General features: G+C 67.5%; 10 protein-coding genes and 1 pseudogene. 5 read left to right on the top strand and 6 right to left on the bottom strand.

The window, feature by feature from the left end:
- Window positions 1-2 precede the first annotated feature (2 nt).
- Window positions 3-330 (top strand): annotated as a pseudogene (locus MXD61_RS28995) (VOC family protein).
- 133 nt (window positions 331-463) lie between these two features.
- Here MXD61_RS28995 and MXD61_RS20535 read toward each other — a convergent pair.
- Window positions 464-1,096 (bottom strand): hypothetical protein, encoded by a 633-nt coding sequence (locus MXD61_RS20535; protein WP_248815093.1) that lies wholly within the window; start codon window positions 1,094-1,096, stop codon window positions 464-466.
- A 104-nt stretch (window positions 1,097-1,200) separates the two neighbouring features.
- Between MXD61_RS20535 and MXD61_RS20530 the strand changes: the two genes are divergently transcribed.
- Together MXD61_RS20530 and MXD61_RS20525 are read left to right on the top strand one after the other, a co-directional pair.
- On the top strand, window positions 1,201-1,833 hold the full coding sequence (locus MXD61_RS20530) for a TetR/AcrR family transcriptional regulator (protein ID WP_248815092.1): 633 nt from the start codon (window positions 1,201-1,203) through the stop codon (window positions 1,831-1,833).
- Between the two features lie 482 nt (window positions 1,834-2,315).
- On the top strand, window positions 2,316-3,497 hold the full coding sequence (locus MXD61_RS20525) for a zinc-dependent alcohol dehydrogenase (RefSeq protein WP_248815091.1): 1,182 nt from the start codon (window positions 2,316-2,318) through the stop codon (window positions 3,495-3,497).
- Here MXD61_RS20525 and MXD61_RS20520 read toward each other — a convergent pair whose 3' ends face one another.
- The 5 genes from MXD61_RS20520 to MXD61_RS20500 all read right to left on the bottom strand — a co-directional run bounded on the left by MXD61_RS20520 (window position 3,498) and on the right by MXD61_RS20500 (window position 9,450).
- Window positions 3,498-3,800, bottom strand: coding sequence for a ChaB family protein (locus MXD61_RS20520; RefSeq protein WP_248815090.1), 303 nt, complete (start codon window positions 3,798-3,800; stop codon window positions 3,498-3,500). It lies immediately after the preceding gene.
- A gap of 68 nt (window positions 3,801-3,868) precedes the next feature.
- Window positions 3,869-5,290 (bottom strand): FAD-dependent oxidoreductase, encoded by a 1,422-nt coding sequence (locus MXD61_RS20515; protein ID WP_248815089.1) that lies wholly within the window; start codon window positions 5,288-5,290, stop codon window positions 3,869-3,871.
- 205 nt (window positions 5,291-5,495) lie between these two features.
- Window positions 5,496-6,311, bottom strand: coding sequence for an SDR family oxidoreductase (locus tag MXD61_RS20510; RefSeq protein ID WP_248815088.1), 816 nt, complete (start codon window positions 6,309-6,311; stop codon window positions 5,496-5,498).
- 183 nt (window positions 6,312-6,494) lie between these two features.
- Window positions 6,495-7,511, bottom strand: a complete 1,017-nt coding sequence (locus MXD61_RS20505) for an AraC family transcriptional regulator (RefSeq protein WP_248815087.1) — start codon at window positions 7,509-7,511, stop codon at window positions 6,495-6,497.
- A gap of 271 nt (window positions 7,512-7,782) precedes the next feature.
- Window positions 7,783-9,450: an MFS transporter gene (locus MXD61_RS20500; protein ID WP_248815086.1), complete on the bottom strand. Its 1,668-nt coding sequence runs from the start codon at window positions 9,448-9,450 to the stop codon at window positions 7,783-7,785.
- A gap of 361 nt (window positions 9,451-9,811) precedes the next feature.
- Here MXD61_RS20500 and MXD61_RS20495 point away from each other — a divergent pair, with 361 nt between their 5' ends.
- Window positions 9,812-10,264, top strand: a complete 453-nt coding sequence (locus MXD61_RS20495; protein WP_248815085.1) for a TetR/AcrR family transcriptional regulator — start codon at window positions 9,812-9,814, stop codon at window positions 10,262-10,264.
- Window positions 10,265-10,740: 476 nt separating this feature from the next.
- A complete protein-coding gene (locus MXD61_RS20490; RefSeq protein ID WP_248815084.1) occupies window positions 10,741-11,655 on the top strand; it encodes a hypothetical protein in 915 nt (304 codons plus the stop codon).
- The last annotated feature ends 919 nt before the right edge of the window (window positions 11,656-12,574 follow it).

The raw sequence follows: 12,574 nt of genomic DNA, 5'->3' as shown, positions 1-12,574 counted from the left end.
CCATGGCACACATCCGACGTTTTGATCATGTCGGCATCACCGTCGCGGACCTCGACACCGTGACGGCGTTCTTCGTCGGGCTGGGTCTCGAGGTCGAGGGCACGCGTCCGGCCCGATCACGAGCCCGGATCGCCCGCCGCGATGGCCAACGAGCTGGGCCTGCGCAACATCGCCTTCGAGGTCGACGACCTCCAGGGCGCCGTCGACAGACTGGCCGCGGACGGTTACGGGCTGGTCGGCGCCATTGGCCAGCACGAGAACATCTGGCGGATGGCCTACGTGCGCGGCCCGGAGGGAATCATCGTCTCCCTGGCCGAGCGGATCGGCTGACCCGCGGCTGGACGCCCATGCCCGCCGCCCAGCCGTTGTTACCTGGTCGTCGTCGGTGAACCGGCCGACGGTTCCGATCATGTCGGCGAGCACCCGCGGATCGAAGTCACCGCGACATGCCGCCGGCGGGCCGTCAGCCCGCTGTGCCGTGAGCCGCCGGTGGGGTCTGGGTGCGGGTCTGGCGGCTCGTGCCAGCTCCGGTGTTCGGGTTGGCGTCGCGTCCGAGGCGCAGCGCGGAGACGAGGAAGAAGATGCCGCCGAGCAGGGCGTAACCGCCCAGGTTGCGCACCGAGTCGTGCGACGAGGCGGCCTGGAGGAGAAACGAGATCCCGGCGACCGCGGAGAGGGCGCCGCTGGCGATCATCGACCACTGGCCGCCGAGGGCGGCGCGCCGCGACAGCGCGACGACGAGCTGGACCAGGCCCGCGACGATGGCCCAGACTCCCCACACCCGCAGGACGGCCGGAACACCGGAGGCCGCCGCGAAGGCCAGCCCGACGGCGGCGATCCCACTGATCGCGATGTTGACCTGGAGGCCCCGGGCGGAGCGGCTCGCCCGGCAGGAGCGAGCATCGACGATGGCGGCGCCCACGTCGAACAGCGGGTAGATCACGAGCAGGGTCGCGCTCACCGGCCCGATGCTCGACCCGGTCAGAAACATCACCACGGCCCAGACCAGAGCGAACCCGAAACGGAGCAGGTAGAGCCTGCGCAGCGCCTGCGCGACGGCGCCGAGGTCGGCGGACGGGGCGGTGGTCGTGGTCACAACAGTTCCCTCCTGGAAGAAAGACCGTTCTCTCTTGCGGCGCAAGCCTGGCACGATGCCTCCTTGACCGCAAGACCGATCGTTCTTTCCGCTAGGGTTGCGCGATGGCAGCACGGACCCGCCTGGCGCAGGACGACCCGAACGCGAGCTCCTCGGGGCGGCCGGAGCGATCCGAGGCACGGGAGCGGCTGCTGTCCACGGCCAGCAGGCTGTTCTACCGGGAGGGCATCCGAGCGGTCGGGGTCGAGCGGATCCTCGCCGAGGCCCCGGCCACGCGGGCGACGTTCTACCGGCATTTCCCTTCGAAGGAAGACCTCGTGCTCGCCTACCTGCGCGGCGTCGATACCGGCACGCGGGCTGGCGTACGGGCCGCCGTCGAGGCCGCGCGGTCTCCGGCCGACGCGTTGCGCGCGATCGGGACCGCCGTCGCCGACAACCTGGCCGCGCCGGAGTTCCGCGGCTGCGCGTTCCTCAAAGCCGCCGCCGAGTACCCCGACCCCGACGACCCGGTGCGCCAGGTGATCCTCGAACACCGAACCTGGTACGCGACCACACTCACCGAGCTCTTCGCGCAGGTCTTCGGGGATTCCCCTCGACGAGGCAACCCCGAGCACGCCGCGCGACATTTCGTCCTGATTCGCGACGGCGCCATGTCCGGTGCCCACCTCGACGGCGTCGACAGCGTCGGCGACGCGTTCCGCCGCGGGGTCGAGGGCCTGCTCACCCCCCTCCCCTGAAGGTGAGGGACGAGCACGAGCACGGAGGAAATCCAGAAAGGAACGCCTGGTACGCCGACATGGTCTTCGAGCTCCTGGCCGACCCGGTGGACGAAATGAAAACGTCCCAGCTACTCGATGAGGCCCCGGGATTCGACGGGAACATCCCCTTGCGCATCGGGGGAAAAGGCCCGAGGCGATGATCTAGCCGGGCTCGCCACCCTTCGACTGACCACCGAAACGGGCCGGTTCGGCCTGGTGACGGCACACCCCGCGGGCGCGTCCTGGTCGGGCCGGTGGAGTCCGATCCCTCCACACCACGGGCAGTGCGGACCGCACGGCGGAGGTGTCCCTGGTCCGAGGGTCCGAGGGTCCGTCCGGCCGCGTTTTGGTATCCGCCGTCCGGGGACGGCCGTCAGAGGTGGAGGACCCACCAGGGCGCTCGCGTGGTTGGCAGGCGTCCGTTCGACCGGCCGGCAGGACCGGAGAAAGGATTACTGATCATGAAGGCGGTTGTGTGGCATGGCCGGCGGGACGTGCGGGTGGACGAGGTGCCCGATCCGCGCATCGAACATCCGGGCGACGCGGTCATTCGGGTGACCAGCACGAACATCTGCGGATCGGATCTGCATCTCTACGAGCCGTTGGCCGCCTTCATGACCGAGGGGGACATCCTTGGCCACGAGGCGATGGGTGTCGTGGAGGCGGTCGGGAGCGACGTCGGTGACCTGCGGGTCGGTGCGCGGGTCGTCGTGCCGTTCCAGATCTCGTGTGGCTCCTGTTTCATGTGCGACGAGCAGCTGTACTCGCAGTGCGAGACGACCCAGGTCCGCGAGCAGGGGATGGGCGCGGCCCTGTTCGGCTATTCGAAGCTCTACGGTCAGGTCCCCGGGGGGCAGGCCCAGTACCTGCGGGTCCCGCATGCCCGCTCGACCCACATCAAGGTGCCGCAGGGCCCACCCGACGAGCGGTTCGTCTACTTGTCGGATGTCCTGCCGACCGCGTGGCAGGCGGTGCGGTACGCCGCCGTGCCCAGGGGTGGGACGGTGGCGATCCTCGGTCTGGGCCCGATCGGTGACATGGCCGCACGGGTGGCAGCGCACGAGGGCAGCAGAGTGATCGCCGTCGACCTCGTCCCCGAGCGGCTCGCGCGGGCCCGCGACCGTGGTGTCGAGGTGCTCGACCTGAGCCAGCACGGCGACGACCTCGGCGATGTCATCCGGGACCTGACGGCGGGCCGGGGACCGGACTCCGTCATCGACGCGGTGGGGATGGAGGCGCACGGCTCGCCGGTGGCACGGTCGATGGTGCAGGTGGCCGCCCGCCTGCCCGCGGCGGTCGCCGCGCCGCTGGCCCGGACCGTGGGAGTCGATCAACTCGCCGCGCTGCGTTTGGCGATCGACATCGTCCGCCGCGGCGGCACCCTGTCCCTGAGCGGTGTCTACGGCGGGATGGCCGACCCACTGCCGATGATGACGCTGTTCGACAAGCAGCTCCAGGTGCGGATGGGGCAGGCCAACGTCCGCCGGTGGGTGCCGGAGATCCTCCCGTTGCTGACAGACGACGACCCACTCGGCGTCGACGGGTTCGCCACCCACACCCTGCCGCTGGAGCAGGCACCGAGCGCCTACGAGATGTTCCAGCGCAAGCGGGACGGCGCGGTGAAGGTCATCCTGCGGCCCTGATCATCGGCACCGGTCAGGCCCGCTGGCCGGCGCCTGCCCACCGAAGGTCTCTCCCGCACCGCTGCGCCTGGCCGACCGTGGGAGTTTCGAACGGGAGTCGGACGGGCCGGTTTCGTCCTTCAGCTCCCAGTGATCGCTCTTCTTCTCGGCGATGTTCTTCACCGCGCTCCACGCGGTCCGGTGGGCCCGTTCCTCGTCGCCGTACTCCTCATGGGCGTTGTCCAGGGTCTTCTCATAGGTGCGCCGCACCTTGGCCGGTGAGCGACGCAAGGTCCCCTGCGGCTCTTCGCGACTGGTCGGCATGATCGCCTCCTTGGTGGGTCGTTCGGCGGTCGCGGACCGCCGTCGGTGTTCACCCCCGGCCTGAGGTGTCAGGCCGAGTACACATGGGTGTCCTCGGCCTCGGCGATCGTCGCGTTCGGCGAGGGCAGGAATCCGAGCTGGACGATCTGTTCCGGGCCGGTGGAGGAAAGCAGCCAGTCGGCGGCCACATGCGCCCGGTTTCCGCCGGACCCGAGGGCGAGCAGATGGTAGGCGCGGGTGACGACCGCGGCCGGAGTGCCGGAAAGATGCAGGCCGAGCGGATTGGCGACGGCGTCGGTGCCGCCGAGATCGACGACGAACCCGAGGTCGCGGTGACGGTACGGCAGTGCCCTGCCATGGCCGAGTGACGCAGCGACGTTGCGGCCGGCGGCCGCGCCCTGGCGCGCGGCGTGCTGTGCCGTCTGCCCGGCCGGGGCTCCGTCCCTGGTGATGTCGGGGACCGCCGCGGCGTCCCCGAGCGCGAACACCCCCGACAGCCCGGGAACGCGCAGGTTCTCGTCGACCACGAGCCGGCCCTTGACGGTCTCGGTACCGACCTTCTCCATGAGCGGGTTCGGTGTCACGCCCGCACACCAGACAAGGGTGTGAGCCGGGATGGTCTCGTTGTCGCTGAGGGCCACGGAGGTCGCCGTGACCGCGGAGACGGAGGTCTTCAGCCGTACCTCCACACCACGCTCACGCAGGACCTCCATGGCGCCGTCGCTGAGAGCCTCGTCCAGCTCGGGAAGTACCCGCGGCGCCTGATCGAGAAGAATCCAGCGAAGGTCCTCCCGCCTCAGGCGGGGGAAGCGGTCGAGGGCCTCCAGGGTGAACCGGCGCATCTGGGCGGCCAGCTCGGTTCCGGTGTAGCCGGCGCCGGCGACCAGGAAGGTGCACCTGGCCCGCCGCTCGGCGGTCTCCACGCAGGCGTCGGCGTGCTCGAGCTGCCGCAGGACGTGATCGCGCAGGTAGACGGCCTCGGTGAGGTTCTTCAGGCCGAGGCCGTGCTCGGCCAGGCCGGGGATGTCCGGGACGCGGGTCAGGGATCCGGGGGCGAGGACCAGCCGGTCCCAGCCGACCTCCGACGTCGAGCCGTCCCGGGCGACCACGCTGATGGTCCCGCTGGTGGTGTCGACGTCGACGGCATGCCCGAGCCGGAGCACCGTTCGGCGCACCATGCCTCGGACGGGGACGGCCACGTGCCTCGGTTCGACGCCGCCCGCGCACACCTGCGGCAGAAGGGACGTGTAGAGCAGATGGTCGGTCGCTGAGACGAGCTCGAGATCCGCGGCGCCGGCCGGCAGGCGGGCTTCCAGATGACGGAGCGCACCGAGACCGGCGAACCCCGCACCGACGACGACGACCCGCGGCCGGTGGGGAGCACCTGCGGAAGATGCCGTGCCGGCCGCGCGTGGAACGTCATGGTCGTCGCGGTGGCGAAGTCCGTCGATCGTGCGGGCGACCCGCGCGACGGTGATGGAGTTCCTCACGATGCCCTGCCCTCCCGCTGCTGGTTCTGTCGTGTCATGCGCGGCTGGGCGCCACCAAAACCCCCTGGCGGGCCCGAGACGTGAAGGCGGCCCGGCGTCGCCTGCCGGCCTCGCCGCCTCGATCACGGTCAGGGTCGCTGTCGGCCAGGGAGGGAGCCCGACCACGGAGCCGTCGATTCTCGCACCAAAGGCCGCGACTCGTTCGTCACAGGCCGAACTGCTTCTTCACGCCGTCAAGGAAGGTGTCGTCGGTGGCGGCGGCACGGCTGGCCACCAGTTCGGCGGCGTAGGGGCCCGCGGTGTAGCGGAGCTGGTTCGTGCCGTCGGTGACCGCCTGGAAGATCGTCTCTGCGACGACCTCGGGTGCGTCGCCGCCGGCACCCAGCTGTGCCTGGGCGGTGAGGAACGCCGCGACGACGTCGCGGTACTCGGCGAGGTTCTCGTCGTTCGTGAAGTCGAACGAGCGGCCGCCGAAGTCGGTGTCGACGAAGCCAGGCTCGATGATCTTGACCTTGACGCCGATAGCGGCGAGCTCGAAGTGGAGTGCTTCGCTCAGCCCTTCGACGGCGAACTTGGTGCCGTGGTACAGGGTGCCGAGCGGGAACGTGACCTTGCCACCGATCGACGAGATGTTGACGATGGTGCCGCCGCGGTGGGCGCGCAGGTGAGGCAGCACGGCCTTGGTCGTCTCGACGAGGCCGAGGACGTTGACGTCGAACTGCCGGCGGACCTTGTCCATCGGCGTTGCCTCGAGCAGGCCGTAGGCGCCGTACCCGGCGTTGTTGACGAGCACGTCGATCGCGCCGAACCGGTCAAGGCCGGCATCGACCGCCGAGGAGATGGAAATCGGGTCCAGGACATCGAGCCGGGTGACGAGGACCTTGTCGAGCCGGGTGAGCTCGGTCTCGGTCTCGGGGGTGCGCATCGTGGCGATCACGTTCCAGCCCCTGGCGTGGAAGTGCTTCGCGGTGGCCTTGCCGATGCCGCTCGAGCTTCCGGTGATCAGAGTCGTCTGGGTCATGGTCATCTCCTGGGTGTTCGCCCGACCTCGTCGGTCGGTGCCATGTCCCTGACGGTAGGGACCACGACCGCCGGTGTGACTCGCAGAACACGCCAGAGAACCTTCTGATCCCGCCAAACTTCGGACGGGTTCCCCCGAGCGATCGGTGATCCCACCGGGTCGGAGGCGGCGGCGGATGCACCCCTAGGTGGGAGGCAGAGCGCGCGGGTGTGCGGCGTGTTCGGCCCGCACCGAGTCGGGGGTGCGCCCCGTCCACGTGCGGAAGGCCCGGTAGAAGGAGTTCGTGTCGTCGTAGGCGAGCAGGTAGGCGATCTTGGCGATGCCGAGCGTGCTGTCCGTGAGGTAGTGACGGGCGAGCTGTTCGCGAGTGCCGGTGAGCACGGCCTGGTAGCTGGTTCCCTCGGCCTGGAGCTGGCGTTGCAGGGTGCGGGAACTGGTGGCGAGTTCGCGGGCCACCGTGGTCATCGCACTGTCGCCCGCAGGAAGGATCTCGTGGAGCACGGCGCGCACCCGGTCCGCGGTGTTGGCCGCGGCCTGCAGATCGGACAGTCGCCGGCGCAGCTCGGGAGCGAAGAAACGCCACATGGGCTCGTCCTCGGTGAGGAAAGGTCGCGTGGCGTCCTCGGGCGCGAAGGTGATCGAGTCGGCCCTGCCCCTGCGGACCTGCACACCAAAGAAGTTCGAGATCTCGTCGGAGGCCGCCGGCGGCCGACGGGCCGCGACGCGCACGGCGTGGACCTCGTGGCGGGTGCCCAGCCGCGCGAGCGCCACGAAGAAGGCGAGCTCGGCGATGCTCAGCAACCGCGGCGGGTTCGTACCCGGTGGCCAGTTGAAGGTGATGGTCAGGCCGCGTGGACTCCTGACCACATCGAGGACGGTGGGCGCGATGAGCGGCTTGAACGTCGCGATCCGCTCGGCCGCACTCGCCAGGTCGGGACTGCACAGTGCGGCGAACAGCGGCGGGTCGAAGACCTCAGCCGAGATCGCCCGTCCGATCCGCACCGCCAGGTCAGGGTCGCCGGTTTCGGCGTCAAGCGCCTCCCAGAAGCGGTAGTACTCGTCGGTGGTCAGCCTGGCCGGCCCGTCACCGAGAAGCCCCGCCGGCAGCCGCGCCCGCCTGAGCACGCGCCCGAGCGAGGCACCGATGTCATGCAGGAGCGCGCGAACACCGGGATCGAGAGTGAAACGCTCGGTGGTCATCGCCTGCACCGTAGCAACGGCGCCGCGGCGATCCCTCGTACACCCGCACTCGCACTGGTGACGGTGACGGTGCTGGGACCGCGGAAGCGCCTGGCGTTTCTACTGGTTGCGGGGCCCGTCCCAGGTGAACGACCCCCCTCGTCGGTGGACCTCCATCTGCGCCGACCGAGGTGCTCGGTGCCCTCCGCGTCTCTCGGCATCGGCACCACGTCAGCGCCATTCGACACCGCGTCGACCGACAGACACAGGTCGGCTTGCCCGAATACCAGCGTCACCGATGCGAATCCATCACGCTTTGTGGTGTCTGGGCGGCCCCGATCTCAGAGCCACGGGCCGCTTCGTGGTCCAGCTCCGGCATCGAACCTTTCTTCTTGCCGGCAGCAGGCAAGGTCAACAGCAGCACAGCCGCCCCGAGGAGTGCGACGACCGCGATCCATACCGCACCGACGTGCATGGCATGGATAAAGGCATGATCAGCAGCCCGAGAAAGGGTTGGCCGATGGATGGCAGCGGCGACGTGGCGGGCCTGTTCGGCGGACACACGCGCCTGATCCCGCACTGGAGCCGGTACACCTGTCAGCGAAGGTTCGATCGCGCGTCGATACGTGATCGACATGATCGTGCCGCCTACGGCGATTCCGATCACACTGCCCGTTTGTCGCACGGTGCTGGTGACCGCCGATCCTGCACCGGCCTGTTCCAGTGACAGCTTGCCGATCAAGGCAGCCGTGACGGGGCCGATCACCATGCCGATCGAGAGGCCCTGTATCAGCAGCAGGATCTCGATCCAGACGAGTGGAGTTCGCAGCCCGAGGAACCCGTACCCGCCCATGGTCAGCGCGGCCGCGGTCAGAGCTGGCACGGCGACAAGACGTAGCGACAGGAGGCGGACCAGGCGCGGAGCGAGGAGGGCCCCCGCGAGCGCGCCGAGCGCGGTCGGGATATTGGCCAACCCGGCCTCCATCGGTGAGAATCCGAGCGATCCTTGCAGATAGAACGCGTTGTAGAAGGTTATGGCAGCCACACCAAAAAGCAGTAGCCCAAGCGCCGCGTTTCCGCCACCGAACATGCGTTGCGCGAGCAGTCGAGGATCAAACATGGGCGTCTTGGCACGCAGCTCAACAAGTACGAAAACGGCCAGCAGAACCAGACCGGCAAGGATCGGAGCCCAGACATCGGTGCGGCTCCAGGCAGCCACCTGCCCCGCCCGGATCAGCCCGTAGGACAATGCCACGAGCCCACCGACCGAGAGCAACATCCCGGTCGGGTCCAATGGCCGCCGAGTGGGGCTGCGGAAATTCGGCACCAGCACCGCGAGCCCGACAAGCGCCAATGCCGCGACCGGGACGTTGACCAGAAAGACCGAGCCCCACCAGAAATGATCGAGCAGGAGCCCAGCCAGCACCGGGCCAGCAGCCATTCCGACACCGGCCGACGTCGAGAAAACGCTGACCGCGGCAGCCCGCGCGGGGCCGGTGAAGGTCCACGTAAGGATGGCCAAGCTGGCGGGCGTGATCAGCGCACTACCCACCCCCATCGCAGCTCGAGCTGCGATCAGCTCGCTCGCATCGCTTGCGTACGCCGCCCACAGCGAGGACCCGGCGAAGATCACCAACCCGCCGGAAAACACAGCACGGTGACCGAAGCGATCACCCAGTGCTCCTGCGGTGAACATCAATGTGGCGAAGGCCAGAGTGTACGAACCGGTCGCCCATTGCAGCTGACCGGGATTGGCCCCCAGCCCGCGAACCGGGTCGGCAAGGGTCTCCAGCGTAGTACTCAGGACTGTATTGTCCAGCCAAATCAGCAGCGAAGACAACATGAGAACGGCAAGAATCAAATTCCGCTTGAACTTCGGCAATACTGGAGGCGCGGCCATGAACACCTTCGGGCATCGATCAGCAAGGACCTGAATGGCCGAACCATAAGCAAGATCCACGGTGCTGTCAAGTTTGTGTTTTCTTGCCAGGACCGTTGCAACAGAACGGAACCTATGCCCTCTGTCAGGTTTGCAGGAGAGGTACTTTTGTGCCCTTCGGCCAATGTGCGAGCGGAAGGATTTCATGAACCCGGAGAGTTGCGACCGGGCAGATTTCATGCCTCCGGAGAACTGCCGAACCATGTCCTGCCACCCCAGCCCGGCAGTGCTCTGCTGGACCCGCGTCGACCGCCCACCTCACGCTGACGAGGTGATTCAGCAGGTGACGTCCGGAGCACGGTAGGTGATATCGAGGCCGAAGCCGTCCTCGCCGCGCTTGTATGCGTCCGGATCTTCCTGCCGGTACTGCTCCAGCAGAGCGGTGCTGACTCCGATGGACGCGCGCGGCGACAGTACGCGGCTCGCTCTCACAGGTGTCAATCATGGTCTCGGCCGCCAGTTTCCAGTCGAGGCTGTAGGCGTCCTGCACGCCGGTGTTCATGCACTGCCCGCCTGGTCGGCGGGTGGACGTGGGTCCTTCTACACGCACTTCGCGGGCAAGGAGGACCTGCTTGCGGGGCTGCTACAGGAGGTCGCCACGGCCAGCGACGAGTGCGCCAGCATGCCGGCGCACTCGTCGGACTTCTCCGACCCCGACGCGATCCGGTACCACATCGCCGCCTACTGGCACGTCCACCAGGAGCACGCCGCGACGATGCGCACGCTGAGCAGGCCGCGCTGGTCGACGAGGGTTTCGCCCGGACCCTGCGCGAGTTCCGTCGCACCCGGTTCGACGACATCCGCGACCTCGGAGAAATCCAACTGCCAGACCTGACACGGATCCGGTCGGCGGCCCAGCGAACACTGCCTTGCGGGCTTTCACGAGCTCACGCCGTTCGCTCTGGTGGTCGACCGGCTGGAGCAGCCCGCGGCGACATAACGCCCGCTCAACCGACGACACCGACGCGAGGTGACCATCGACGGCCATCATCACGTGGATCTTCCGATGACCCGGGCAGGCCAGTCCACGGGACGATGATCAGTCACTTTCGCGCGACCGAACCAGCACCTGCTGTCGCACGCGAGACAAAAATAATCGATCAACGTTGCCTCGCAGCAGACTCTCCGGTTGATCCTGGATGCATTGATCGGGAATCGCGGAATTTGATCTCACGCGCAATCTGGGGCTCTATCAGGAAACCTGGGAGGGGGACAGGAGGGCCGAGACATGATTGTCGCCCGCCCGGTACTCCCATCAATCAATTCCCGGGAACCAGCAGATCTCCAATCCGCTAAGGAGTGGCGAATCCAATGTGGCACATCGAAACCATATCTACCCGAACGGGCGAGCAGGGCGCGATTTGGGGAGGTTCGGGTAACGCAGTGGGCCCTCGGCCACTCGGCGACCGGCTTGGCCCACAAGGAGCAGCTTATATCGTATCGGCAGGCGACCTCGGTTCGCTGACAATTGAGGACACCGGCGCGGGCCCGAACTCCCGAACCTGGTCGCTGCTGGTAAACGGAAAGCATCAGTATCTGTACCGCGACGAGGGCATGCTGAAGATCAGCATCGACGCCGCGAACGTGGCAACCATCGCAGGTGGTACCGCGCCGCTCTCGGTTCCCCTGCTGCGAGAGATGGACGAAATAGGCCCGCTCACTCAGCAGATCATGAAGCTCGTTTCCACCGCACCCAGTCTCTACCCGGCATGGAACAGCGACCCAATGACCCTGATGTTTACCGCCGGTTTCCCGAAGTCCTCAATGATCAATCTCCGCGAGGGGATCGGCGGCGCTCCGGACTGCTGTACGCAGTTCATGGCTTGGCTCAAGTCGGTGCAGTTCACGGCCGGGTGGGAAACGGACGCGGAAGCCAGCAACTGGCTCGGCTGCGCACTCTGCAAAGGACTCATTGTTGGCGCCGCTGCCGCAGCATTTGTGGTCGTCGCCGCAGCGTGCATAGCGGCCGGACCCGTCAGCACACCGGCCATTATCGCACTGCTCGAGACGTCGAGCTCGATTGCCGCACTTGCCAGCGCCGGAGGAATGACCGTAGAGGGGGTGGCCAACATGGCGGTAGGAGTATTCTTCGCCGCGGGCGCTACGGCGTTCGTGATGTCGATAATTGATTCAATATGCGCCGATACGGGAGCGTGCAGCAAATCATCGGAGCAGGCCCTTCTGGTCACGGGAATCGGGTCCAACATGGACGCAACGGGCAGGTAGACCGGAAGTTCGGCTCCGCGGCGGCGAACATCTGGTTGAGGCAGGGCAGCGCCCCACAGTCGTTACGGGTCTTTTCGGAGTGGTCCGCTGAGCTTCCACAGCCAGATGATCGAGCAGGCCAGAGTCAGGAACGCCTGATACATGTCGGCGCGGCGTTCCCAGCGGGTCCAGAACCGACGGAACCGCTGCGGCAAGGTCCTCAGATCCGACGCTCCAGGAGACGCTGCCAACGCAGACGCCGGAGACTCCAACGGGCCGAAGCCGACCCGACAAGCCACGCCCCCCGCCTCCACAGGGGCGCCGCAACCGTCCTACTGGCTACATCGCTCCCAAAGGGAGCGGATCGCCCGATGCCCACATTGGTGGAGGTAGCGGGAATCGAGCCCGCTCAGGACCGGGTCGGGCATGATCGATCGATGATGAGCCCTGCGAGCCCTCCGGGCTGGTGACCTGTGCCCGGTTCTGGCCCAACCTGAACTGGACCCTGGTCAATGACGCGCCAGACCGCGGGGAGTCTCTTATCGACGTCTCCATCAGCCAGCGGATCAACCTGAAACCAGGTGACCAACCTACCGGGACGGGCGAGATATTTCGCGGCGCACCGAAAGGCACCATGAGTCTCGACAACGTCATCGCGACGCCTCTTGGGCTGGAGCAAGAGGCCTCTACGACCATCATCACACCCCAGAATCGAGACAAATGCCGCTCAAGCCGTACGGGTGCGCTTGGGACAACTATCACCAGCCAGGAACGCCGCATCTACGGCCTCCGGCCCCGGTGGCACCTGGATGCCCTGAGCGCCACCGGGCGATAGAGGGTCTCCCTGGTTCGCTCCGGCGGTCACCCCCCACCCTCACCTGCCAGAGGGCATATGCACCCCGACGTGTGGCCTGGCTGCTATGCCGACCAAACCAAGGCG

This window comes from Frankia sp. AgPm24 (assembly GCF_023243055.1).
Lineage (GTDB): Bacteria > Actinomycetota > Actinomycetes > Frankiales > Frankiaceae > Frankia > Frankia umida.
This window is presented reverse-complemented; position numbering and strand designations above follow the sequence as displayed.